Annotated in this window: 20 protein-coding genes; 8 read left to right on the forward strand and 12 right to left on the reverse strand. The window is 65.5% G+C overall.

Annotated elements, in window-relative coordinates:
• The first annotated feature begins 20 nt into the window (after window positions 1–20).
• From P9220_RS09925 to P9220_RS09935, 3 genes are all read left to right on the forward strand, one after another.
• A complete protein-coding gene (locus tag P9220_RS09925; RefSeq protein WP_309764685.1) occupies window positions 21–1,172 on the forward strand; it encodes a glycosyltransferase family 4 protein in 1,152 nt (383 codons plus the stop codon).
• 507 nt (window positions 1,173–1,679) lie between these two features.
• Window positions 1,680–2,432, forward strand: a complete 753-nt coding sequence (locus P9220_RS09930; protein WP_309764686.1) for an FCD domain-containing protein — start codon at window positions 1,680–1,682, stop codon at window positions 2,430–2,432.
• A 159-nt stretch (window positions 2,433–2,591) separates the two neighbouring features.
• Entirely contained in the window at window positions 2,592–3,584 is a 993-nt protein-coding gene (locus P9220_RS09935; RefSeq protein WP_309764687.1) for a Gfo/Idh/MocA family oxidoreductase, read from the forward strand.
• A gap of 14 nt (window positions 3,585–3,598) precedes the next feature.
• On the opposite strand, the gene P9220_RS09940 is transcribed toward P9220_RS09935, so the two are convergent.
• The 6 genes from P9220_RS09940 to P9220_RS09965 form a co-directional block, all read right to left on the reverse strand.
• Window positions 3,599–4,258 (reverse strand): amino acid ABC transporter permease, encoded by a 660-nt coding sequence (locus tag P9220_RS09940; protein ID WP_309764688.1) that lies wholly within the window; start codon window positions 4,256–4,258, stop codon window positions 3,599–3,601.
• Window positions 4,259–4,397: 139 nt separating this feature from the next.
• Complete coding sequence (locus P9220_RS09945) at window positions 4,398–5,198, reverse strand: cystine ABC transporter substrate-binding protein (protein WP_309764689.1); 801 nt, start codon at window positions 5,196–5,198, stop codon at window positions 4,398–4,400.
• A 108-nt stretch (window positions 5,199–5,306) separates the two neighbouring features.
• A complete protein-coding gene (locus tag P9220_RS09950; protein WP_309765447.1) occupies window positions 5,307–6,344 on the reverse strand; it encodes a quinone-dependent dihydroorotate dehydrogenase in 1,038 nt (345 codons plus the stop codon).
• Window positions 6,345–6,431: 87 nt separating this feature from the next.
• Complete coding sequence (locus P9220_RS09955; protein WP_309764690.1) at window positions 6,432–7,259, reverse strand: arginyltransferase; 828 nt, start codon at window positions 7,257–7,259, stop codon at window positions 6,432–6,434.
• 146 nt (window positions 7,260–7,405) lie between these two features.
• A complete protein-coding gene (aat, locus tag P9220_RS09960) occupies window positions 7,406–8,146 on the reverse strand; it encodes a leucyl/phenylalanyl-tRNA--protein transferase (protein WP_309764691.1) in 741 nt (246 codons plus the stop codon).
• A 20-nt stretch (window positions 8,147–8,166) separates the two neighbouring features.
• On the reverse strand, window positions 8,167–8,712 hold the full coding sequence (locus P9220_RS09965) for an NUDIX hydrolase (RefSeq protein ID WP_309764692.1): 546 nt from the start codon (window positions 8,710–8,712) through the stop codon (window positions 8,167–8,169).
• A 216-nt stretch (window positions 8,713–8,928) separates the two neighbouring features.
• Here P9220_RS09965 and glp point away from each other — a divergent pair, with 216 nt between their 5' ends.
• The 3 genes from glp to moaE are packed head-to-tail and all read left to right on the forward strand — an operon-like array spanning window position 8,929 to window position 10,926.
• Window positions 8,929–10,170 (forward strand): gephyrin-like molybdotransferase Glp, encoded by a 1,242-nt coding sequence (gene glp, locus P9220_RS09970; RefSeq protein ID WP_404989549.1) that lies wholly within the window; start codon window positions 8,929–8,931, stop codon window positions 10,168–10,170.
• 23 nt (window positions 10,171–10,193) lie between these two features.
• Window positions 10,194–10,451 (forward strand): molybdopterin converting factor subunit 1, encoded by a 258-nt coding sequence (gene moaD, locus P9220_RS09975; RefSeq protein WP_309764694.1) that lies wholly within the window; start codon window positions 10,194–10,196, stop codon window positions 10,449–10,451.
• Between the two features lies 1 nt (window position 10,452).
• The gene (moaE, locus tag P9220_RS09980) at window positions 10,453–10,926 is read left to right on the forward strand and encodes a molybdopterin synthase catalytic subunit MoaE (RefSeq protein ID WP_309764695.1); all 474 of its coding nucleotides are present in this window, start codon (window positions 10,453–10,455) and stop codon (window positions 10,924–10,926) included.
• Between the two features lie 3 nt (window positions 10,927–10,929).
• On the opposite strand, the gene P9220_RS09985 is transcribed toward moaE, so the two are convergent.
• Window positions 10,930–11,472, reverse strand: a complete 543-nt coding sequence (locus P9220_RS09985; RefSeq protein WP_309764696.1) for a group III truncated hemoglobin — start codon at window positions 11,470–11,472, stop codon at window positions 10,930–10,932.
• Window positions 11,473–11,659: 187 nt separating this feature from the next.
• Here P9220_RS09985 and P9220_RS09990 point away from each other — a divergent pair, with 187 nt between their 5' ends.
• Together P9220_RS09990 and clpB are read left to right on the forward strand one after the other, a co-directional pair.
• Window positions 11,660–11,869: an Rrf2 family transcriptional regulator gene (locus tag P9220_RS09990; protein WP_404989537.1), complete on the forward strand. Its 210-nt coding sequence runs from the start codon at window positions 11,660–11,662 to the stop codon at window positions 11,867–11,869.
• Window positions 11,870–12,100: 231 nt separating this feature from the next.
• Window positions 12,101–14,698 carry an ATP-dependent chaperone ClpB gene (gene clpB / locus P9220_RS09995; RefSeq protein ID WP_309764697.1) on the forward strand — a complete coding sequence of 866 codons (2,598 nt, stop codon included), beginning with the start codon at window positions 12,101–12,103 and terminating at the stop codon, window positions 14,696–14,698.
• A gap of 105 nt (window positions 14,699–14,803) precedes the next feature.
• Here the strand turns inward: clpB and P9220_RS10000 are convergent, their stop codons facing one another.
• The 5 genes from P9220_RS10000 to P9220_RS10020 all read right to left on the reverse strand — a co-directional run bounded on the left by P9220_RS10000 (window position 14,804) and on the right by P9220_RS10020 (window position 25,557).
• Entirely contained in the window at window positions 14,804–15,730 is a 927-nt protein-coding gene (locus tag P9220_RS10000; protein WP_309764698.1) for a class I SAM-dependent methyltransferase, read from the reverse strand.
• 261 nt (window positions 15,731–15,991) lie between these two features.
• Complete coding sequence (locus P9220_RS10005; RefSeq protein ID WP_309765448.1) at window positions 15,992–16,438, reverse strand: YidB family protein; 447 nt, start codon at window positions 16,436–16,438, stop codon at window positions 15,992–15,994.
• 40 nt (window positions 16,439–16,478) lie between these two features.
• Entirely contained in the window at window positions 16,479–17,045 is a 567-nt protein-coding gene (locus P9220_RS10010) for a helix-hairpin-helix domain-containing protein (protein WP_309764699.1), read from the reverse strand.
• 255 nt (window positions 17,046–17,300) lie between these two features.
• Window positions 17,301–19,577, reverse strand: coding sequence for a penicillin-binding protein 1C (gene pbpC / locus P9220_RS10015; protein ID WP_404989538.1), 2,277 nt, complete (start codon window positions 19,575–19,577; stop codon window positions 17,301–17,303).
• Window positions 19,540–25,557, reverse strand: a complete 6,018-nt coding sequence (locus P9220_RS10020) for an MG2 domain-containing protein (protein ID WP_309764701.1) — start codon at window positions 25,555–25,557, stop codon at window positions 19,540–19,542. The genes pbpC and P9220_RS10020 overlap by 38 nt, the downstream gene beginning before the upstream one ends.
• Window positions 25,558–25,565: the final 8 nt, after the last annotated feature.

Here is a 25,565-nt window from a genome sequence, read left to right on the forward strand (position 1 = left end):
CGCGTGCAACCTGCACCCTCATGCGAATAGTTCATCTCGCCAGCCACGCGCAGACGATCGGTAACGGCACCGTCAACATGATGGTGGACCTCGCGTGCATGCAGGCGCGTATGGGGCAAGACGTGGTGGTGGCTTCGTCGGGCGGCGGCTTCGAGCCGCTCTTGCGCCGGCATGGCATCACGCATATTCCGCTTCAGCAGTCGCGCCAGCCGTGGCGTGTGCCGTCGATGATCGCGGGCTTCAACAGACTCATCGATCGTTTCGATCCCGACATCGTTCACGCGCACATGATGACGGGCGCGCTCATTTCGCGTTTCGGCAGCATGCGCCGGCGTTTTGCGCTCGTGACCACGGTGCATCACGAGTTGCAGAAGAGCGCATCGCTGGTGCGCGCGGGGGACCGCATGGTCGCGGTGAGCGACGCCGTCGCGCGCACGCTCGAGGAGCGAGGCATCGGCCGCGAGCGGCTGTCGGTCGTGCTCAACGGCGCGGTAGGCGCGCCGCGCCTCGTGTGCCGGCCGATGGCGCGGCAGGTGCGCCTGAAGCATCCGAACGTCGTGTGCGTCGCGGGGCTGTATCGCCGCAAAGGCATCGCCGATCTGCTCAGGGCGTTTGCGCTCGTGCGCGCACAGACCGAGGATCAGCGCTCATTCGTGTCGGAGCCGCATCTGTACCTGATCGGCGATGGCCCCGAGCGCGACGCGATGGAAGCGCTCGCCGCCGAACTCGGCATCGCGCATGCGGTGGAGTTCACGGGCTTCGTCGCGGACCCGCGCCCGTATCTCGCGTGCACCGATGTTTTCGCGCTTGCATCGCATCAGGACCCGTGTCCGCTTGTGATCGCGGAGGCGCGCGAGGCCGGTTGCGCAATCGTTGCGACGCGCGTGGGCGGCATCCCCGACCTGCTCGACGATGGCGCCGCCGGCGTGCTCGTGCCGCCCGGCGATCCCGCGCAGTTCGCCGCGAAGCTGCGCTGGCTGCTCATCGACTCGCCGGCGCGCGGCCAGTACGCATCGCGCGCGCGGGACGATCTGCAGCGCCTTTCGGTGGAACGCGTCGCGTCCGACTACATGACGGTTTATCAGCAGACGCTGACCGAACGCGCGTCGCTGGATCATCGGTCGATGCGTATCGACACGAGGCGCACGCATACTTCCGACGGAGCCGCCTGACGTCACGACGAAAGCGTGCCGGCAATCGTATTCGTCAGGGGAATGTACTAAGCAGTGCAGGATATTCGCTGCAACGCGTCATACAATAGCCGCGCCCAATCGGGCGAGCGTTCGCGTTCGCACAGAAAGCCTACGAGATGCTTGCTCAAATGGGTGTATCAGCGGCCAGCGAAATTAACGGCCGAAAAATAGCGAACGCCAGCGCCGCGCTGCGGCGCCGCCATTCCTCAGTTTTGCTGATGAATGGCGGCACGCGCGCGGCGCAAGCGCAGCTAGGAGAAACAAGCGGACGGACAAGGCAAGCGGCAATGCGCGGCGCTTCGTGCGAAGGTGAGAGGGATAACCCTGTCAGGAGTCCCCCCGACTGGTTTTCGACGCAACGAAGACGCAACGTATAGCGCGATGATCGAATGCGAAAGCAGTCATCGTGCCTTGCCGCCAGGGGACGCGCAACGCGATGCGCACGGACACACACGGCTACGGACAGGCGGAAAGGGGAGAAGCGTAATGGATGAAAACAAAGAGCGATCGCTGGTGGCGAAAGTCATGGACGGACTCGTCTCCGGCATCGTCGAGCAAAAATACGGCGCGATATTGCCGCCGCAGGACATTCTCTCGAAAGAATTCGACGTGAGCCGCACCGTAATGCGCGAGGCGCTCTCGATGCTGCTCGCGCGGCACATGCTGGACGTGCGGCCCAAGACGGGCACCCGCATCCGTCCGATGAGCGACTGGCGTCTCATCGACGAAGACGTGGTGAGCTGGCGTTTTCGCGCCAAGCCGGATCAGACTTTCTTGCGCGATGTAATCGAATTCCGCATGCTGATCGAGCCGCGCGCCGCCGCACTCGCCGCCGCCCGCGCGACGCCCGATGAGATCGCCGGCATCCGCGATGCGTTCGAAGCGCTGTCGCGCCTGCACTTCGGCGAGCCCGAATATCAGGCGGCGGACGAGGTGCTGCATACGCGCATCGTCGCCGCGAGCGGCAATCAGTTCTTCAGGCAAATGACCGCCATCGTGCGCGGCGCGCTGGTCACGGTGAATCCGATCGTCGACGGCATCGAGTCCGTGCGCGAAGCGACGCTTGCGGCGCAGCGAAGCGTCGTCGAAGCGATCGAGGCGAAAGACCCGGCAGCGGCCGAGCGCGCGACGCGAGAACTCGTCGATCTCGCAGCGGAGGAGGTCGGCCGCGCGTTTTCGCTCGAGCGCATGGGCGCGCGCGCGACGCCGCCGGACGTGAACGCTTCCGCAGGCGCCTGACGCCATCGCCCGCGCAATCGCGCCAGGGGCGAACATGCTGTCCGAGCGAAGCCGGGATGCGTCCCGGCTTTGTGCTTTCTGCCACGCGCGCTCCGATACCTTTTCGCGCACGCGTTCAGGCACAATGCCCCGCACGACGAACACATCGCGGAGGCGCGCTTGACGCATACCGACACCAATCTCGAAACGATACGCTGGGGCATCGTGGGCGCGGGACGCATCGCGCGGCGCTTCGCCGACAGTCTTCAACACGTGGAAGGCGCGATGCTCGCGGGCGTGTGGTCGCGGCGCGGGGAAACGGCGCGCGCGCTCGCCGAGCCCTTTGGCGCGCGGGCATTCGATGGCTTCGACTCTCTGCTTGCGGGCATCGACGCCCTCTATATCGCGACGATGCAGGACAGTCACCCGCAGTACGCGTTGCGCGCGTTCGAAGCGGGCAAGCCGGTGCTCTGCGAAAAGCCTGCCGCCGTGAACGCGCGCACGCTGCAGCGCATGATCGATGCGGCGCGTGCATCGAAGCTGCTCTTCATGGAAGCGATGAAGCCGCCTTTCTACCCGCTCTATCGACGCTTGCGCGAGCATCTGCAAAAGGATCCGATCGGCGATATCGGTCTCGTGCGCGCGGGCTGCTCGATGGCGAACGTGCCGGCCGATCATCCGTCGTTTTCGCTGGAGGCGGGCGGCGGCGCGCTGCTCGATATCGGCATTTACGAGGCGTTTCTCGCGGTGGACTGGCTCGGCGAGCCGCTCGACGTGCAGACCATCGGCCGGCTAGGCGCGACGGGCGTCGATGTGTTCGCGAGTCTCAACGTGCGTCACGAGCGTGGCATATCGCAGACGTTCTGCGGGCTCGACATGCAGGGGCGCGGCGATGCGCTGATCGGCGGCACGCTCGGCACGGTGACGATTCACGAGAACTGGTGGAATCCGGCGCGCGCGACCATCGCTTATACGGACGGGCGCACGGTCGAACTGGATGAGCCGTTCACGGGCGGCGGCCTCAATTACGAGACCGCGCATTTCTGCGCGCTGCTGCGCGAAGGTGCGATCGAAAGTCCGGTGATGCCGCACGTGATGTCCATGCGCATGATGACGATCATGGACGCCGCGCGGCGTGATCTGGGGGTTCGGTTTCCGTTCGAAACCGATTGAACGAAGGCGGCCTCTCAATGCCGCCCAGGCAACGCGAGACGCCGCTCGAACACGCGCTGCACCACTTCGAGCACGCTGCACAGCACCCAATAGACGAACGCCGCCGCGAGATAGAGCGGCAGCGGCTGATACGTCGATGCAATCACCTCCTGCGCGCTTCTCAAGAGTTCCGTGACGGTGATGACCGACACGAGCGACGTATCCTTGATGAGGCTGATGAGGCTGTTCGACAGGCTCGGCACCGCGATGCGCAGCGCCTGCGGCCCGATCACGTAGCGCAGCGTCTGCGTGCGCGACAACCCGAGGCTGTACGCCGCGAGCCATTGCCCGCTGTGGATGCCGAGAATCGCGCCGCGCATGCTTTCGGACAGATACGCCGCGACGTTCGCCGACAGTGCGATCACGCCGGCGGGCGTCGGTTCGAGCGAGATGCCGAGACTCGGCAAGCCGTAATAGATGACGAAGATCTGCACGAGCAAGGGCGTGCCGCGCATGACGCTCACATAGCAGCGCCCGACGGCGACCAGCGCCCGATTGCGGCTGATGCCCATCAACGCCAGCACGACGGCCGCAATGAGGCCGAAGAACATCGAGTAGAGCGCGAACTTGATCGTCAGTAGCGCGCCTTGCGCCAGCACCGGCGCCGATTGGACGAGCAGGGAAGTCGTGGACATGAAAGGGGAAACGTAAGCGGAAAGCGCGCGAATGGCGCACCGGTTGCGCGCAAAGCGCCCATCATAAACCGGACGCCAAAAAGAGAAGGGCGGCACCGCGAAACGATGCCGCCCACCACCAATGCCGATCAGGCTGCGATTACTTCGCCGGCTTGGTCACGTCGATGCCGAACCATTTGTCCGAGATCTTCGCGAAGGTGCCGTCCTTTTCGAGCTGGGCCATCGCGTCGTCGATCGCCTTCGCGAACTTCGGATTGCCCTTCTTGAACGGAATGCCCGACGGGTTGCCCGCGCCGACGCTCGCGCCCGTGCGCAGCGGCAATTGCGAGTTCTTCAGCAGATACGCGAGCATCAGGCGGTCGTTGAGCGCCGCGTCCAGACGCCCCGCAGCGAGATCGCGCAGGTATTCCGGCGCGCCCGGATACGTCTTCACGTCGATGCCCGGCACCGACTTCGCCATGTCCATGTAGTTCGTGCCGAGGCCGACGCCGAGCTTCTTGCCCTTCAATTCCTCGAGCGACTTGAACTCGCGCTTGTCGTCGGCGCGCTGGATCAGCTGCGCGTTCGAGTACGTGTACGCCGGCGAGAAGTCGAGCGTTTCCTTGCGCTTGTCGGTGATGCCGACCTGGTTGACGATCACGTCGAACTTGCCCGCCTGCAGGCCCGCGATGATGCCGCTCCATTCCGTCGTGACGAATTCCGGCTTCACGCCGAGCTTGGCGGCGACCGCCTTCGCGATGTCCACGTCGTAACCGACGAGCTCGCCCGACGGCGCTTTCGAGTTGAACGGCGGGAACGTGCCTTCCAGACCGACGCGCAGCGTGCCGCGCTGCTTGACCTGATCGAGCAGGTCCTCGGCGTGCGCGGCCGTGGCGACGGCGGTGAAGGATGCGCCGATCAGGCTGGCGGCGACGAGCTTCTTGAGCGTGGACAGTTTCATCGTATTGTTTTTCCTGGTGTTGACTAGGGCGCGGCGCGCGTCTCTCGCGTCACGCCCGATAGGTGCGGCATCATAGAGAAAAGGCAAGCCGCGCGTCATATCGTTTGCTTATGTCGATATTCCCTGAGCGAGCGCCTCGACGCATTCCGTCACCAGCGCCGGCCCGCGATAGATCAGCCCCGTATAAATCTGCACGAGCGATGCGCCCGCCGCGAGCTTCGCGCGTGCATCCGCGCCCGAAAAGATCCCGCCCACGCCGATGATCGGCACATCCGCGCCCATTTCCGCGCGCAACTTGCAGATCACCTCATTCGATGCATCGAACACCGGACGCCCGGACAGGCCGCCCGCTTCGTCGGCGTGCGGCATGCCGGCGACAGCCGTGCGCGAAAGCGTCGTGTTGGTCGCGATCACGCCGTCGATGCCATGCGTGAGCACGGTGCCGGCGATCGACTTGATCTGCTCGTCGTCGAGATCGGGTGCGATCTTGAGCGCGAGCGGCACGAGCTTGCCGTGCAGGTCGGACAGGCGCTGCTGCTTGTCCTTCAGCGCGCCGAGGAGGGCGTCGAGCTCGCCCGCGCCCTGCAACTGGCGCAGGTTCTTCGTGTTCGGCGACGAAATGTTGATCGTCACATAGCTCGCGAACGGATACACGCGTTCGAGGCAATAGAGATAGTCCTCGGCGGCGCGCTCGATCGGCGTGTCGGCGTTCTTGCCGATGTTGAGCCCGAGGACGCCGCGATACCGCGCGGCCTGCACGTTGGCGACGAACTGATCGACGCCGCCGTTGTTGAAGCCCATCCGGTTGATGAGCGCGTTCGCCTCCGGCAGCCGGAAAATGCGCGGACGCGGATTGCCTGCTTGCGCGCGCGGCGTGACCGTGCCCACTTCGATGAAGCCGAAGCCGAGCGCCGCCAGCCCGTCGATGCACGCGCCGTCCTTGTCGAGACCCGCAGCGAGCCCGACCGGATTTCGGAACGTGAGGCCCATCACCGTGCGGGGCGAGTCGGGGCCGTGTTTGCCGAGGATGCCGGCGAGCCCGGTGCGGCCGGCCGCGCGAAGCATGCGCAGCGTCAGGTGATGCGCGTCTTCGGCGTCCATGCGAAAGAGGTGCGAACGCGCGAGCGGGTAGAGAGAACTGAACACGAAGTGAAAGCCGGCGACGGCGATTTTTTTTAAGACCGCCATTTTAGCGGCTTTGGCGCGCCTGCCGGACTGCTGGAAACGCTGCCGCTATTTGGGCTGGCCCGGACCGTTCATGCGCCCGGGCATCGGCAGCGCACCGGCCGAATGCGTCGACGTGGGATCGAGCAGCGACCAGTGGCCGTCGATCAGTCCTTCGAGCGGCCGGAAGTTGGCCTTGTACGCCATCTTCTCGCTTTCGCGAATCCAGTAGCCCAGATAGACGTGCGGCAAGTCGAGGCTTTTCGCCTGCTCGATCTGCCAGAGGATGTTGAACGTGCCGAAGCTCGTCTTCGGCATGTCCGGTTCGAAGAACGTATAGACCGATGAGAGCCCGTCGCCGAGGATATCGATCATGCTGATCATGCGCAGCGCGCCCGGCGTATCCGGCTGCTCCGGCGACGGCCGCTCGCGGAATTCGACGAGCCGCGAGTTGATCCGGCTCTGCAGCAGGAACTGCTCGTACTGGTCGCGGCTGTCGCGGTCCATGCCGCCGCCCGCGTGCCGCGCCGACTGATAGCGCATATAAAGCGCGTAATGTTCTTCGTCGTAGTGCAGCGGCGCGACGCTCGCGACGAGATCGCCGTGCAGCTTCCAGACGCGCCGCTGCGCACGGTTCGGCACGAAGCGCCCGACCGGCACGCGCACCGGCACACAGGCCCGGCAGCCGTCGCAGTACGGCCGATAGGTGAAGACGCCGGAGCGCCGGAAACCGGCCTTGACCAGTTCCGTGTAGACATCGGAGTTGATGAGATGACTTGGCGTCGCGACCTGGGAGCGCGCGACGCGCCCTTCCAGATAACTGCAAGGGTAAGGCGCTGTTGCATAGAATTGCAGCGCGGAAAGCGGTGACAGCGGCAGCTCGTTCGGATGTGTCACGTTGGCGGCTCTCGCAGGCGTCGTCTCTCGTGGCCGGCATCGCGGGCTTAGGCAAGCGGTGCCTGGCTAATCGGGCTTGTCGTCAGTAGTGCGTCGCACACTCGTTGCAAGGGTCGCGCCTGGCGGGATGCCGTGCGCTGAAGGCGTCAGCGCGCGGGCGTCTCGATGAGACCGGCGAGGACGGATTTGTCGAAGCGCCAGGGAATGGGCGGTTCGGCGACAGCCTTGCGCAGATGCGCGACGAACGCGCGGCGGGCAATCTCGCGGCCGCCCAGTGACGCCAGATGCGACGTGTTCTGCTGGCAGTCTACCATCTCTATTTCGTGGCGGCGCAAGTGTCCGACGAGTGCGGCGAGCGCAATTTTCGACGCATCCGTGCGGTGCGCGAACATGGATTCCCCGAAGAACATTCTTCCGAACGAGACGCCGTACAGCCCGCCGACGCGCACGCCGTCGAACCACGTCTCCACGCTATGCGCCTTTCCCGCGCGGTGCAGCGTCGTGTAGGCGTCCACGATATCCGCCGTGATCCACGTGCCGCGCTGGCCCTCGCGCGGAGTTTGCGCGCACGCGCGCATGACGGCGGGGAAATCGTCGTCGACGCGCACTTCCCAGCGCGGATCGCGCAGGACGTGCTTCAGCGTCTTGCGCAGCGAATGCGACACCTTGAACTCCGCGGGCAAGAGCACCATGCGCGGATCGGGGCTCCACCAGAGCACCGGCTGGCCGTCCGAATACCAGGGAAAGATGCCGCGCCCGTAAGCGTCGACGAGGCGCGCCGGCAGCAGATCCGCGCTCGCGGCGAGCAGCCCCGGCGCACCGCTCGATGCGCCGAGCGCCCGCTCGACGGGCGGGAACGGATCGTCAAATGCGAGCCAGGGGACCATGATCGTCGGGCGGGCCGGATTCAGCCTTCGCGCAAGGTGCGGAAGATATCGCCCGTATGCAGGGTGAAATTGCCGGCGGCGCGGTCCGCGAAGAAGAAGCGCAGCGTCTGCCCGACTGTCGGGAACGCGATTTCGTCCCACGGAATCTCGTTTTCCTCGAAAAGACGCACTTCGAGACTTTCCTCGCCGGCATCGACTTCGATGTCGAGCAGCCGCGCGAGATAGAACAGATGCACCTGATGCACGTGCGGCACGTTGAGCAGCGTGAAGAGGCTCTGAATCTCGACGCGCGCGCCGGCTTCCTCCAGCGTTTCGCGCGCCGCGCCCTCGCTCGTCGTCTCCTCCATTTCCATGAAGCCCGCCGGCAGCGTCCAGTACCCGTAACGCGGCTCGATTGCGCGGCGGCAAAGCAGCACCTTGTCGTCCCACACTGGCACCGTGCCCACGACGTTGCGCGGATTCTGGTAGTGGACGGTGCCGCAACTGCCGCAGACATAGCGCTCGCGGTTGTCGCCGGGCGGAATGCTCAGGCCGACCTCATGGCCGCAGACGGAACAGAATTTCATGGAAATGGATGGCGGGAAGTGTGGTGCGAGTGTATCACCGGGGCGGGGCGGCTTTGGCGCGTGACGGCGGTTCGCTTTCTGTCTTGTCGATGCTTCGCTCGCGCGGGCGGAGCCGGCCGCCTACTCGCTACAATAGTTGCCTATAACCTGCCGTCCCTCTACACGAGCGCCCCGCGCGCCCCCAAGCGAACCATGTCATCACAGCCCCGTCCTCCGCTGCTCGCCACCGCCGACGCCCTCGGCCTCCTGCTCGACGCCGCGCGCCGGGTGGATGGCGTCGAGCGCATCGACACGCTCGACGCGCTCGGCCGCGTGCTCGCCGCCGACGTGATCTCCCCGCTCGATGTCCCGCCGATGCACACCAGCTCGATGGACGGCTATGCGGTCCGCGCCGCCGATCTCGCCGCCGCCAGCGACGCCGCGCCGGTCACGCTGCCCGTGTCGCAGCGCGTCCCGGCCGGTCACACGGCCGAGCCGCTCGCGGCGGGCACGGCGGCGCGCATTTTCACGGGCGCGACGGTGCCGCCGGGCGCCGATGCGGTCGTGATGCAGGAAATGGCGCGCGTATCGAATGACGGTGCTGTCGCCTTCATGCAAGCGCCCGGGGCGGGCGAGTGGATCACGCGGCAGGGCGCGGATATCCGGCACGGCTCGGTCATCCTGCCGTCGGGGACGCAATTGACCGCGCAGGCGCTGGGGCTCGCCGCATCGGTCGGGTGCGCGTCGCTCGACGTCGTGCGCCCGGTGCGCGTCGCGATCTTCTTCACCGGCGACGAACTGCGCATGCCCGGCGAGCCGCTCACGCCCGGCGCGATCTACAACTCGAACCGCTTCACGCTGCGCGCGCTGCTTGCGAAGCTCGGCTGCGACGTGACGGATTTCGGCATCGTTCCCGATCGCCTCGACGCGACCCGCGATACCCTGCGCCGCGCCGCGCTCGAACACGATCTGATACTGACGTGCGGCGGCGTGTCGGTCGGCGAGGAAGATCACGTGAAGCCCGCGGTCGAGGCCGAAGGCCGCATCGCCATGTGGCAGATCGCGATGAAGCCGGGCAAGCCGCTCGCGTTCGGCGCGGTGCGGCGCGGCCAGGCGGGTGAATCGGGGCGGCCGGACGAGGCGTATTTCATCGGTTTGCCGGGCAATCCGGTATCGAGCTTCTGCACGTTTCTGCTCTTCGTGCGGCCGTTCATTCTTCGGCTCGCGGGCGTGGCGAACGTCGCGCCGCGCGTCCATACGATGCGCGCCGACTTCACGCAGAAGAAGGCCGACCGGCGCAATGAATTCCTGCGCGCGCGCGTGAACGAAACGGGCGGGCTGGACGTGTTTCCGAACCAGAGTTCGGCGGTGTTGACATCGACGGTATGGGGCGACGGAATCATCGATAATCCGCCGAATCACGCGATTCAAGCAGGTGAAATGGTGCGCTTCATTCCGTTCTCTGAACTGATGCGCTAATCGAGGGTGAAGGACCCGCGTAAATGAAAGTCGAACTGAGATTTTTTGCGAGTGTGCGCGAGGCGCTGGGCGTCGCGAACGAGACGGTGAGCGTGCCGGACACGGTCGTCAATGTCGGCGATGTACGCGCCTGGCTGCGCATGCGCGGCGGCGCATGGGCCGAGACGCTCGCGGAAGGCCGCGCGCTGCGCATGGCGTGCAATCACGTGATGACGAACGCCTCGCAGCGCATCACCGAGGGCTGCGAAGTCGCGTTCTTTCCGCCGGTCACGGGTGGCTGACATGACGACGCTCGCCAAAGTCCGCGTACAGGAAGCCGACTTCGATCTGAGCGCCGAAGTCGCCGCGCTGCGCGCCGAGAACCCGAAGGTCGGCGCGGTGGCGTGCTTCATCGGCACGGTGCGTGACCTGAACGAAGGCAGCACCGTCGAGACGATGGAGCTCGAGCACTATCCCGGCATGACCGAAAAATCGCTGGAAGCGATCGCCGATCAGGCGCGCGAGCGGTGGCCGGGCTCGGACGTGCTGATCGTGCATCGCGTGGGGAAGCTGAAGCCGCTCGATCAGATCGTCCTCGTCGCGACGACGGCGATGCATCGCGCGGAAGCGTTCGAATCGTGCGCCTTCGTGATGGACTATCTGAAGACGCAGGCGCCGTTCTGGAAGAAAGAGAAGACCGAACGCGGCGAGCGCTGGGTCGACGCCCGCGAATCCGACGACGCCGCGCTCACGCGCTGGACGACGCCGGAAACCTGATCGCTAGCGCCCGTCGACGGACTTGCCGACGAACTTCGCGGGAAACGGCTCGCCGGCCGGCCGCTCGGGAAACCGTGGCTCGTCGTTGCCGCCGGTGCGCTGGCGCTTGAGCGCCGCAAGCAGTTCCTCCTGCTCGGCGGGAATCTTGTAGTCCCAGCCGAACTTGCTCAACTGCAGGCTCTGCGCGATGCGCAACGCCGGTTCCATGAACTGCACCGCGGCGGCCGGCTCGTAGCGCGCCTCGACGGTGTTGAGAAACAGCGACAGCCAGCGCGCGAAGTGACGCGGCTCGATGCCTTCCAGTGGCCGATGCGCCTCCTGCACATTCCCGCGATACCGCTTCGAGCCGAGCACGAGGCTCGACCAGAAGGTCGTCATCTTCGCGAGATGCTCGTCCCATCGGCCGGTGAGTTCGCGGGCGAAAATGGTGCCGAGCAGGGGATCGTCGTCCACGCGGCGGTAAAACGCTTCGACCAGCGCGCGCACGTTGGCTTCGTTCGGTTCGCGCTCGCGCGTGGCGGCGGCGCTTCGGTGTTCTTGAATCATGGCGGGAAATCAGTCGGACAGACGTCGATAGCTTTTCCTGACGACACGCATTCAAGTGACGCGGAATGCGTGTCTCATGCAGGCTGTGCCCGGATATTAGACCTTGCAACGCCCGCGTGCGCTGATCGTCCCCTCGCATCGCACGGACTTATTGCCGCGCCCGGCATTCCACTCATCCCACGACATCATGCGACTGACCGACTGCATCGATAATGCGTTGTGCGTCCTGTTTTACCTGTCGGTGCGGCCGTCCGGCCTCTCGACGATTCGCGAAATGGCCGACGCTTACGGCATCTCCGGGGACCCTCTGACGAAGGTCGTTCAGCAACCCGGAGACCCGGGGTCGGTCGAGACGGTGCGCGGGCGGCGCGGCGCTCTGCGGCTGTTTCGGTCGTGAACCGGGCAACGCCGATCAGCCGGGTCTGCTGCTTGCGCGGCGCGCTCGCCGCTGCCCGCGACGCCGTCTCGGTCGATGCGACACCCCGAGCGCGTCTTCGCGCTGTAGCGCGAACGGTCGCACCCTCGTCGCGCCCGAGACTCAAAAAATGCGCTCGCTTAGCGAAACCATGCTTGAAAGCGGCCAAAACCGCCTCATTTTGGTCGTATTCAGAATTGGAGCTTTCCAAAAATGAGAATCGACAAACTCACAACCAAGTTTCAGGAAGCACTCTCCGACGCGCAAAGCCTGGCTGTCGGCAACGACAACCAATACATCGAGCCGGTGCATCTGCTGTCCGCGCTGATCGCGCAGCGCGACGGCTCCGCGCGCTCGCTGCTGTCGCATGCGGGCGTGCAGGTTCAGGCGCTGCAGGCGGCGGTGAACGAAGCGATCGGCCGTCTGCCGCAAGTGCAGGGCACCGATGGCAACGTGCAGGTGAGCCGCGATCTGGCGGGCCTGCTCAACAACGCGGACAAGGAAGCGCAAAAGCTCAACGACACGTACATCGCAAGCGAAATGTTCCTGCTGGCGGTGGCCGATGACAAGGGCGAGGCCGGCCGCATCGCGAAGCAGCACGGGCTCACGCGCCGTGCGCTGGAAGCGGCGATCAACGCGGTGCGCGGCGGCGCGCAGGTCAACAGCCAGGATGCCGAAAGCCAGCGCGAGGCGCTGAAGAAGTACACCGTCGATCTGACCGAGCGCGCCCGCGCCGGCAAGCTCGATCCGGTGATCGGCCGCGACGACGAAATCCGCCGCTCGATCCAGATCCTGCAGCGCCGCACGAAGAACAATCCGGTGCTGATCGGCGAGCCGGGCGTCGGCAAGACGGCGATCGTCGAAGGTCTCGCGCAGCGCATCGTCAACGGGGAAGTGCCGGAGACGCTCAAGGGCAAGCGCGTGCTCTCGCTCGACATGGCGGCGCTGCTCGCGGGCGCGAAGTATCGCGGCGAGTTCGAGGAACGCCTGAAGGCCGTGCTGAACGATATCGCAAAGGACGAAGGGCAGACCATCGTCTTCATCGATGAAATCCACACGATGGTTGGCGCCGGCAAGGCCGAGGGTGCAATGGACGCGGGCAACATGCTGAAGCCGGCGCTTTCGCGCGGCGAGCTGCATTGCATCGGCGCGACGACGCTCGACGAATACCGCAAGTACATCGAAAAGGACGCGGCGCTCGAGCGTCGTTTCCAGAAGGTGCTGGTGGATGAACCGTCGGTCGAGGCGACCATCGCGATCCTGCGCGGCCTGCAGGAGAAGTACGAGCTGCACCACGGCGTCGAGATCACCGATCCGGCGATCGTCGCGGCGGCGGAACTGTCGCATCGCTATATCACCGACCGCTTTTTGCCGGACAAGGCCATCGATCTGATCGACGAAGCCGCGTCGCGCATCAAGATGGAAATCGATTCGAAGCCCGAAGAGATGGACAAGCTGGACCGCCGTCTCATTCAGTTGAAGATCGAGCGCGAGGCCGTGAAGAAGGAAAAGGACGAGGCATCGCAGAAGCGGCTGCAACTCATCGAAGAGGAAATCGAGCGGCTCAACCGCGAGTATTCCGATCTCGAAGAAATCTGGACCGCCGAAAAGGCTGCGGTGCAGGGCAGCGCGCAACTGAAGGAAGAGATCGAGAAAGCGCGCGCCGATATCGCCCGTTTGCAGCGTGAAGGCAAGCTCGAGAAGGTCGCCGAGTTGCAGTACGGCAAGCTGCCCGAACTGGAGGCGCGGCTCAGGCAGGTCACGCAGGCGGAATCGCAGGAACAGAACAACCCGACGCGTCCGCGTCTCTTGCGCACGCAGGTGGGCGCTGAGGAAATCGCCGAAGTCGTGTCGCGTTCCACGGGCATTCCCGTTTCGCGCATGATGCAGGGCGAGCGCGAGAAGCTGCTGCAGATCGAAGGCAAGCTGCATGAGCGCGTCGTCGGCCAGGATGAAGCGATCGGCGCGGTAGCCGATGCGATCCGCCGTTCACGCGCGGGCCTGTCCGATCCGAATCGTCCGTATGGTTCCTTCCTGTTCCTCGGGCCGACGGGCGTGGGCAAGACGGAACTGTGCAAGGCGCTCGCGGCGTTCCTGTTCGATTCGGAGGAGCATCTCATCCGCATCGACATGAGCGAGTTCATGGAGAAGCACAGCGTCGCGCGGCTGATCGGCGCGCCGCCGGGATACGTCGGTTATGAGGAGGGCGGCTATCTCACGGAAGCGGTGCGTCGCAAGCCGTATAGCGTGATTCTGCTCGATGAGATCGAGAAGGCGCATCCGGATGTGTTCAACGTGCTGCTGCAAGTGCTGGACGATGGCCGCATGACGGACGGACAGGGCCGCACCGTCGACTTCAAGAACACGGTGATCGTGATGACGTCGAACCTCGGGTCGCATGTGATTCAGGGCATGGTCGACGAGCCGCACGACAAGGTGAAGGACGCGGTCTGGGAAGAAGTGAAACTGCATTTCCGGCCGGAGTTCCTGAACCGTATCGATGATGTCGTCGTGTTCCATTCGCTCGATCGGGCCAATATCGAGTCGATCGCCAAGATTCAGCTGCAGCGCTTGCATGACCGGCTGGCCAAGCTGGATATGCAACTCGACGTGTCGGATACAGCGCTGGAGCAGATCGGGAAGGTCGGTTACGACCCGGTGTTCGGTGCGCGGCCGCTGAAGCGGGCGATTCAGCAGGAGATCGAGAATCCGGTCGCCAAGCTCATTCTCGCGGGGCGTTTCGGGCCGAAGGATGTCATTCCTGTCGATGTGCGCGAAGGCGAGTTCGTGTTCGATCGGGTGATGCATTAAGGTGGATGCCGGTTTCTCGGTTCGGTAAGGAACCGGCTCCAGAAGGCAACGGAGCAATCCGTTGCCTTTTTTGCTTTCGTTGTCGATTGACCGGGAGGACGATCCTCATGCCGCCGCATGGCGCCTGTCGTTCCAGATGATGACTTCCTGCTGCAGGTCAGGTCCGTAGCCGACCTCGCCGGGCGCGTATGGCGCGGTGAAAGAAGCTTGCCTCTCGATCATCGGGGATTCGTCGAAAACATGCGCGCAGGTCGGGTAGATATAGACGATCGTAAGCCTTTGAATCGCTTGTTCGGTAAGCGCTTTGTCGAACCTTTCACGCATGACCGTCATGAGTTCGGCGCCGAACGGATTGAAGAAGAATGCGACGATGTCCTTTGAAGGAAAGGGCATGGTGGTCGCATCATCGACGAACGCCCGCATCGGCGTGCGATCAGGGAATCGGCGCGCGACGATCGCCGCATTGCGGTTCGCGGTCTCGACGAGCGGCGCCGCAATGTCGTAGCCGAGCACGGCATCGAAGGGAAATTCGGTGGCGACGATCATCGGCCGGCCCTTGCCGCAGCCAATGTCGATGAACGTGCGACCCGTCACGTCGCCGAGCTGCTGCAGCACATGCCGGACGATGCTCGGCTGGCATCCCATATAGGGCAAATTGCCGGACTCCGGACCATTGGTTCCCGTAGCCGATTCGGGCGGATAAATGCCGCCGGTATCGGTGCCGAGCATGCGGTCGATCGGATGCGTTCGATAACACCCGCTGTAGACCGCCCGCAAAACCGGCACGCGCTTGCCATACTTGCGGATAGCCGAAACGAAAAGAAGAGATTGGACCGAATCGGGTAGCCTCGCGACCGCGCCGATCAACGACCATTTGACTCGCCGCTTGATTTCCGCCTTCAGGGTTGCGTTCATAACCAATGTATCCTCCACGTCGAGTAGAAGAGAACGATCGTATGATCGGGTGAACGAAATGAACGCCGCGACGTCAGGCGTAAAGATGCGGTTCAAGGAAGCGATTTCATACAGCATGTGTCAAGCGAAACTAAAGAAGAAGAGTATCTTCCCGTAGTGCAGCGGTGCGATGGCGGGTTTCATGCGTCGGCGCTTTCATCCGCTGAAAGAGACCCAGCCAGTTTTTAATTACATCGTTATCCGAATAATCTTATCGCTCTGGAATTGTTCGCCGTTTCGCGCTTGCGATCGCGCTTTAGCCAAACTGGCGAAGAGCAAAAAACAAAACCCCGCACGGCGCTAACCGTGCGGGGTTCGGTCAATGCAGACGATTCGCGCTTAACCTTGCTTCGATTGTCCGAACAGGCCGGCGAGCCCGCCAAGCGACCCAAGCACGCCCGTCAGATCCAGTTTTCCCTCTGGCGGCACTTCGCCATTCGGCGTCGCCCGGTCGACGATATGCGGCAGCACCGCCGCGAGCAATCCGGAAAGCTGGTCGCCTGACACACCCGCCTTCTGCGACAGCGCGCCGATATTTTCCGACCCGAGCACGTTCGTCAGCAGCCCTGGACTAATGGACTTGTTCTCCCCGGTCCCAATCCACGACGAGACGATATCGCCCGCGCCGTTATCGTGAAAACGCTGGATCAGCCCCATGATGCCGCCGGGCTGGCTGTTGACGAATTCAAGCGCTGCCGCGATCAGCGCGGCCTGGCCGCCGCCGCTCTGGCCGCCTTGTTGCGACGAATTGCCGAGGGAAGAGGCAAGGATATCGAGTAGGCTCATTTCTATCTCACTACGAAAAGTTTTGGGGTAACGTTGCGCATCAAAGGCTGCTGGCGGCAGCATCGCTCGCCGCCTTGTCTTTCTTGCGCTGCGATCGGGACGTTTTGGCGTCGCTCGTCGCCGCCGGTGCGGATGCGCCGGCAGTCGCCGCGCTCGACTTCTTCTTGCCGGAGGCAGCCGATGCGCCCGATGCCGGCGTCAGGGCCGGCGTGCGTTCGTTCGTCGCGGCGGGCGATGTCGCCGCCGTCGCGGCCGTCGACGACCTGACCGTCGAATTCGGCGCCGCGCCACCCTGCGACGCGGTCGGCGCGGGCTTCGAAGGCTTGCCGGTCGGCGGCAGCGACGAACCGCCGATGGTCAGTCCGCGCTCCTCCAGCTTCGCCACCGATTTCGCGCCCAGACCCTTCACGCGGTTCGCGAGATCGTCCGCGTCCTTGTAAGGTCCGTTCTTGGTGCGTTCGTCGATGATCGCCTTCGATTTTACCGGCCCGAGGCCTTTGACCGATTCGAGCGCGGCTTCGTCGGCGGTATTGACATCGACGGTGGCGAAGGCGGCGCCGATGGACAGCATGAACGCAATGCACAGCATCAAAAGCTTCTTGAGCATAACGACACTCCGGACAAAAGAATTGGACAGTGGATCGGAAACGCTCCGCACGTGCCGCTGAACGCGCCGGCAGGGCGACGCCGTCAAGCATAGGACAAATTCCGCCCCGGGCGTTGACCGGGGCATTTTGCATGAGTCCGCAAGATGCGCCGCGTCTGCGCACAATCTTTAACGTCGCAGACGTGAGAAGCGTGCCGCGCAGCAATGGATGGCTGCGAAACTTTGGTTATGCCAATATCCCGCGCGACAGGCAGCTTATTTCGATGCCGGCGCGGCCGTTTTCGCGAACGCGCCGCGCACTTCGAAGCCGACCTTGTCGACCGTTTCGCCGCGTGCATCGACGAGTTCGAGCACGTGCCGTCCGGGCCACGGCAGCCAGGCGGCGCGGGCATCGTGACCGAACGGCTTGCCGTCGAGCCGCCACGTGAGCCGCCCGCCGCCGGCGCGTTCGAACCACACGCGCTGGCGTGCGGGCGGAATGTCGGGATCGAGCGCGAAGATGGTGCCGTCGGTCGGTGCGCCGATCTTTGCCGCCTGGGCATCGGGGCGCGCGTTGCGCTTCGCTGTCGTGGCCGATGACGCCGCCGCCGTCGCCGTCAGCCCGACACGGTCCATCTGCGTGCCGCGCAGGAACCATTCTTCGCGCGGCGGCTCGATGTCGTCCTGATAGGCGACGCGCGTCTTCGCCACGCCCGGCGGCGCATCGGGCGCGCGGCTTCCCGCCCGCCGATGCAGATAGTCGACCAGCGCATGCCACGCGGGCGCCGCGCCCGTCACGCCGGAGACATCCCACATCGGCGCGCCGTCGGCATTGCCGACCCAGACGCCCACTGTATAGCGCGACGTGAATCCGACCGTCCAGTTGTCGCGCATGTCCTTGCTGGTGCCGGTCTTGACCGCGCTGAACGTGCGCGTGGCGAGCACGCTGTCGAAGCCGAACGTGCGGGTGCGCGCGTTGTTGTCGGCGAGAATGTCGGTGACGATGAAACTCGCGTCCGCGCTGAAGACGCGCGTTCCGGCAGGCGCGGCCGGATGATCCGCCAGATCGAAAACGGGCCGCGCGATGCCCCCGTTCGCCAGCGCGCGATACGCGTTCGTGAGCGACGCGAGTGTCACGTCGGCGCTGCCGAGCGCGAGGCTGAAGCCATAGTAATCGCCCGATTGCGACAGCGGCAGCCCGAGCGCGACGAGCGTTTTCGCGAAGCGATGCGGCGTCACCAGCACGAGCGCGCGCACGGCGGGCACGTTCAGCGACGAGCCGAGCGCCGTGCGCACGCTCACCCAACCCTTGAAGTCGTGGTCGTAGTTCTGCGGGATGTAGAGGCCGCCGCCCGTTGCGAGATCGAGCGGGGCGTCGTCGAGCAGCGTGGCGGCGGTAAGCCGCTTCTCGTCGATCGCCTGCGCATACAGGAAAGGCTTGAGCGTCGAGCCGGCCTGACGTTGGGCGACGACGGCGTCGACTTCGGGTGCATTCGACAAGCCGCCTGCCGATCCGACCCACGCGAGCACGTCGCCGGAAGCATTGTCGATGACGACCGCCGCCGCATCGTGCACATTGCGCGGATGCGCGCGTGCGTTGAGTTCGGCGAGCGTGCGGGCAAGCGTGTCGCGGGTGAAGCGCTGCAGCCGCGCATCGAGTGTCGAACGCACGCGTGCGCCGGCCGCCGGATGCACTTCATTCGCGATGCGCCGGGCAAAATGCGGGGCGAGGGCATCGTCGCTGCGCGCGTAAGACGGGGCCGAGGCTGTGCGCGTCAGCGTCAGTTGCACATAGCTGTCGAGGTTGACGCACGGATCGGGAGTGTTCTTCTTGCCGTCTCCGTGCAAGGTCTGCATGTCACGCAGGATGATGCACGCGCGCGCGGCAACCTTCGCGTAGGGCGCATTCGGTGCGCGCACGAGCGAGGCGGCAAGCGCTGCTTCGCGCTCGTCGAGGCCGGAGGGCGTCTTGTCGAAAAGCGTCTGCGACAGCGCCGACAGTCCGATGATCTCGCCGCGAAACGGCACGAGGTTCAGATACGCTTCAAGGATCTGATCCTTGCGCCACGTACGCTCGAGCCACAGCGCGCTGACGGTTTGCCGCGCCTTCTCCGCGAAAGAGCGCCGCCCGGACGGCTTCCTGCCCTCATCGCCGATGAGGCCGGTCAGCTGCATCGTCACGGTGGATGCGCCGCGCGTCCGCGTGTTCCACATGTTGCCCCACGCGGCGGCGGCGGCCCCGCGCCAGTCGACGCCCGCGTGCTCGTAGAACCGTTTGTCCTCCGAAACGACGATCGCTTCCCGCAGCGCCGGCGACACGTCCGCGAGCGCGACCCAGTCGCCGCGCCGCGCGCTCTTGTCGATGCGCGTGCGCTGCAGCGTTTCGCCGTCGCGGTCGAGCAGCAGCCAGTCGGAACTGCGCCAGTTCGCGCGCACGCCGTCGAAACCCGGCGCGGCGTAAGCGGCCGCGCAAAGCGCCATCGCGACGACGAAACAGGCGGCGCGTTTCACGATGTCACTTTGCCGCGAGCGGTTTGACGACCATCGGCGCATTCGGCAGCGCACCGAACGTCGACGGGGCGTAGAGCGCTTCCACGCGCGTGGGCGGCAGGCCGAACGTGCCGGCGTTGTTGAGGCGCATCGTGTATTCGACGTGCAGCGAGCCCTTCGGCAGATAGTCGTAATACGCGCGATAGCCGTCGAAACTGCGCTCGATGAACGCCGCCCACGCGCCTGCGTCCGGCTTCTCGCCGCGCGTCGCCGCTTCGGAATCGCGGCCGAGTCCCGAGCCGAGAATCGTCGCGCCGGCGGGGATCGGATCGTTGACGACGACCCAGGTCATATCGCTCTGCGCGTCGATGTCGAGACTCACGCGCACGATGTCGCCGCGCGACAACATTCCTTTGACGGCGGGTTCGATCGGCGTCACGGTCTTCGTGATGCGATAGCCGGCCGCCAACGGCGCTTTCAACGCGACCGCGGCGAGACTCTCGATGGTCGCCCACGGCTTGCCCGTGCCGTCCTGCGTCAAGGTCAGCGAGCCCGTGGACCACGGCAGCATCGTGCTGCGCGTGCTGGCTGCCTTCGTGACCGGCGTGGCCGATGCCATCGACGCCATCGCGGCGGGCGCGGCGACGTCCCAGTTCACGTCACGCGCCGACGAGCCGAGCGCGATCTTCGTGCTGCCCGTGACCGGCGTGCTCTCGAAGAGGCGCGAGAAGCGGCCGACCGCAAGCGATCCCCACAGGTTGGCGGTGGTCGTCTGCCACGCGCCGTGCTGCTGCATCGCGAGCAGGCCCGCGACCAGACGCGGCATCTCGTCCTTCCAGCCGGGCGCATTCGCAAAAATCAGCGCGGTGCGCGCGGCGTTCGTCTCGACGCCGGTCATGAGCCACCAGAGGTCGTCGTCGCGCTCGGTGGAGAAGGTGAGGCGGGTGCCCTGATACGTCAGCCGCGCGCGGATGATCTGCTCGGCCTGCGCACGCTTCTCGTCGCGATTCGGAACGCCGTCGACGCGCGACAGGATGGCGTAATAGTCGAGCACCGCCGATGTCGGCCACTGATTCGGCGCGACCGTGATCGAGCCCAGCATGCGCGGCTGTGCAAGGCCGTAGCGGGAGAGCGCCTCGATGGCCGCGAGCTTTTCGAAGTCGAGATCGTCGCGGGGCGCCCAGAACTTTCGTTGGAGCTTGCCTTCGACGAAGTTCGCGAGGCCCGCCGTGAGACGGTCGCGCAGATCGGCAGACAGCGCGAAGCGGCGATCCAGCTTCGCAGCTTCGTCCGTGACCGCGAGCAGATACGCAGTCAGCGTCGGGCTGCCGCTTGCGCGCTGATCGTCGGACGGCGGGAAGTAGTTCGCGAGGCCGTCGCGGTCCAGATACGCGGGCATGCGCGTGAGCACGCCTTGCCATTGCGCGGCGTCCATCAGGCCGAGCGCGCGCGATGTCTGCTGTTCCAGGCAGATGTACGGATAACGCTCGAACCAGCGGCGCACGCCCGGCAAGCCATCCGCGAGCTTCGGCTGCAGCGATACCGCGATGCCGCCGCGCACCGCGCCATCGGCGGACTTCGCGGCATCGGCGGGCGGCGCGACGGGCAGCGCGAGCGTGCCGTCCACCTGCGCGATGGTCGCCTGCTGCACCGTCACCGGAACCGCCGCGACGACGCGCTGCGTGACTTTCACGGCGTCGGTGGCGCGGCCGGTCCCTTGCTCGCTGGCGCTCACAGTCCACGCGAGGCTCGCCGAAGCGTTCGTGCCGAGCACGTCCGGCGTGCTCACCTCCCAGGCCACTTCCTGCGACGATCCCGCCGCGAGTTCGATGTTGCGCACATCCAGCGCGAGCGAACCCGCATGCGGCGCGACCACGACGCGCATCGTCCGGGCGGCCGCGTTGCGCAGCGTGAACTGCGCACGGAACGCATCGCCGACGCGCACGAGCGGCGGCAGTCCCGAAATGAGCTGCAAGTCCTGCGACGTCTGAACCGACGCACTGCCCGTGCCGAAACGGCCCGCGCCGACTGCCGCGATGGCGACGATCCGAAAGCGCGTGAGCGCATCGTTCAGCGGGACATCGACGGATGCTTCGCCGTTCGCGTCGAGCGTCACGCGCGGATTCCACAGGAGCAGGGTATCGAAGAGTTCGCGCGTCGCGCCATGTCCGCCGCCGCCGCCCGCGGGCACGGCCTTGCGTCCGAAATGACGCCGCCCGACGATTTCCATCTGCGCGGTTGCCGTTTCGACGCCATATGCGCGCCGCTGCAGCATCGCGTCGAGCACGTTCCAGCTTTGGTTCGGCATGAGTTCGAGCAGGGCTTCGTCGACGGCGGCGACGGCGATCTGCGTGCCGGCCGGCGCGGGCTTGCCATCGGGCAGGGCGACCCTGACCTTTACATGCGCCGTCGCGCGGACGGAATACGACTTCGCGTCCGGGCTCACGCTGACCGCGAGCTTGTGCGACGCCGTGCCGACTTTGATCGATGCAACTCCGTAACGGAACGCGGGCTTCGACAGATCGACGAGCGGCGTCGGCGCCTGATACTGGCGTCCTTCGTACCAGAACGCGCGCGCCCATTCGACCGGCGCCTTCCAGCCCCACGTGAAGAAGGAGTACCATGGCACTTCGCGCACGCGTCCGCGAAGCGCGAGCACGGACACGTAGACGTTCGGCCCCCAGGCCTCCTGCACCTTGAAGTCGATGGTCGGGTCTTTGCCGTTCAGTTCGACGACCCGCGTCTCCACGATCCCTTCGCGCTCCACCGCGACGAGCGCCGTCGCCGCGCGGAACGGCATGCGCACCTGAAAGCGCGCGGTTTCGCCCGGCTCGTAGCTGGTCTTCTCCGGCAACACGTCGATGCGGTCCGTGTTCTCGCCGCCGAACCACAGTTCGTCCTCGCGCGTGACCCAGACCGACGTGCTCGCGTTGGCTTCGCGGCCGTCGCCGTCTTTCGCAACGGCGATCAGATCGACGTTGCCGGCCTGTTTCAGTTTCGCGTCGCAGGAGAGCAGGCCGTGATCGTCGCTCTTGCCGCTGCAGAGCGTGCCGAGGTTGCTCGTCTCGCTGTGGTTGTCGTAAGCGTAGAAGCCGCCGACCATGCGCTTGCGCGAACTCGACATCACGCGCGCAACGCCCCTGATTTCGATCGATACCCCCGCGCGCGGCTTGCCTTGCAGGTCGAGTGCGAGCGCCTGGACCGGCACCGTATCGCCGACCGATACCCAATGCCCGGCCTTCACGCCGACGGCGACAGCGGCGGGCCAGAGCGTCGCGTCGCCGCTGATCGTCTGAACCTCGCCGTTCGGGTCGGCGAAGGTGGCTTCGAGCGCGAGACGCTTCGGCGAATCGACGGCGGGCAGCGGCATCACGGTGAGCTTGCCCGCGCCATCGCGATCGAGCGTCACGCGCACCTTGTCGGCGACGAGCTTCGTCGTCGAATCGCCTGCCTGATCTTCGCCGCCATCGCCTTCCTGATCCTCGGCGGGCGCGCTTGCGCCATCGTCCACCGGCTTGCGATACGGCGAGAAGCCGAACCCTTCGAATTGCGAAGCGAACGGCGGATACGTATCGCGCACGAGCGCCGATACGTGCACCGGCAGATTCGACGCCGGCCCGCCCTGTACGTATTCGACGCGCACGGAAACCGGCGCTTCCTTCGCGGCGACGAGTCCGGGCGAATTGTTGTCGCCGGCCGAAATCGAGCCCTTGAACACCGGCAGCCGGAACTCTTCGACGCGGAAGCTGCCCGTTTCATACGACTGACCGACCGGGCCGCCGTCGTCGTCTGCGTTGCTGGCGCTGGAGGTGCCGTCATCGAGCGATACGCTGTACTCGCCGAGCTTCGCCGCTGCGGGCACAGTAAAAGCAGAGTCGGCGCTGTGGTCCGCGGCCCACGCGAGCGGCAGATGCCACGATTGTCCGCTGCCGATATGGCGGATGGTCACGCGCGTCGGATACTTCTTCGCGAATGCAAAGCCGCCGAGCGTCTCGACGCGCAGCAGGTGCTTCATCGACACTGTTTCGCCCGCGCGCAGCAGCGTGCGGTCGAAAATGGTGTGGGCGCGCTCGGTGCGCGTCGCGCTCATGTCCGTCGGCACATTGAAACGCCACGATTCGATGCCGCGATTCCAGTCCGATTGCACGAAAGCCATGTCGGGACCGGTGACGGGATCGTTCACGCGTGCGGATACGAAGAAGCCGTCGTAGGAGAAGCTCGCGTCATTGCACTTGCGCGCGGCCGCGAGCGGCTTGCCGATTCTCGCGATGCCCTGGGCATCGGTGGTGGCGGTGGCGATCTGATCGCCGTTGCAGTCGGTCACGCGCACTTGCGCGTTCGCCACAGGCTTGCCCTTGTCGAGCGTCGTCACCCAGACGACGCTGTTCTCACGCCCTTGCTTGAAATGCACGCCAAGGTTCGTGACGAGCACCGAGGTGCGGACGTACATCGCCTGTTGCTTGCTGAGGAGCGATGCGCCGAGCGTCGGCGACGCCAGTTCCACCACGTAGAACCCGGGCTTCGCGAACGGAATGCCGACGACTTCGAACGGCCGCAGCGCCTTCGGATCGGCGGCGGGCAGCGTCAGCGTTTCGACGCCCGCGCGTTGGGTCAGAAGCGAGAGCGAGCGAATGTCGATGGCCGGATCCTTGCTGACGGAGCCATCCTGATTGCGCACGATGACCGGCGCAATGCCGTTGCGCAGCGCCTCCGGCATGCGCGCCTCGACGCCCGAGCGCGACATCGTCATGCCGTTGAATTCGTCGACCCTGCGCATCCATCGGCGAATGTCGCTATCGGCGTCCAGCCTCAGTTTCGCGATCTTCGACGTACCCGCATTCAGCCCCTGCACGTGCAGATCCGCTTCGACGTGACGCAGCGTGACCGGCAGCATCGCGGGCATGTCCGGTTCGGCGAACCGTTCGATGATGCCGAACGCACCCGACGAGAACTTGGCGAGCGGCGGCATCCCGGCGGTGGCCGTCTTCAGCGGGAAGAAGTCCGCATTGGCGAGCGCACGTCCGCTCACATCTTTCAGGTTCGACGGCGCTTCGATCGTCAGCGTCGCGCGTTCGGGCAGCGGCGCGGCGAATTCGACGGTAGTTACTTCGGCATCCTTGTCGTCCGGATTGGAGTACGGCGCGGCGGCGCCTTTCGGCCCGCGCAACACGAATTTCGCGGCGTCCGCGCGGCTGATCGGCGCGGTGAACGTGAGCCGCAGCGGACTCAGTGGCGTGCAGGGCGCGTTCGCGTTCTCGCGCTCGCACGTGAAGGCGGCCTTGAACGGTTCGCGCACTCTGTAGTCGAAGCGCTCCTCGACGTCGTTCGGGAGGCCGCTCGGGCCAGTGACGCCTTGCCCGAAAACGAGCTGCATCTTCGACGCCGACGGCAATCTCTGCTGACACGCGAGCGTCAGCACGCGGTCGCTTTCCTTCTGATAGCCGAAGTGTTCGAGGAGTGCTTTGCGCGTCGCGTCATCGGACATGCGCACAGGGATGCGGTTGCCGAGCGCGCTCGATTCGCACCAGACGTGATCGAGCACGGACGCTTGCGTGGCCGGCCCGTTCAGGCGCAACACGAAGACCTGATCTTCTTCGATATCGCCGTAATTCGGCTGGATGCGCGTGACGAAAGGCCCGCCGGTCTGGAACGTGAAGTGACTCGGGCGCGCGAGCGCGTTGCCCGCGGCGGACTTGATGCCCGCCTTGAGATCGACCGCGCAGCGCACGCCGGGCGGAAGATCGCTGTTGAAGTCGAAGGCCCACGTCTTCTCGTCGATCCAGCGCGCGCTGCCGGCCGTGGCCGCAGCCGGCGCGCCGTCACACGCGAGTTTCCCCGGTGGCGCGGCAGCGGGGCTGCCGAACGCGGTCATTGCTTCGTCGAACTTGACAACGACCTGCCTCACCTGGGCGACCTTGCCTTGCGGCGACACGCTGACGGCGCGCGCGGCATCGGCCCGATGGTTCGTCACGCTGAAGGTCAGCGCGGCGAGTACGGTGGTTGCGGCCAGGATCCATTTTTGTTTGCTGATAACGCGGCTCATCCACTCGC

It is taken from the genome of Caballeronia sp. LZ016, assembly GCF_031450805.1.
GTDB lineage: Bacteria > Pseudomonadota > Gammaproteobacteria > Burkholderiales > Burkholderiaceae > Caballeronia.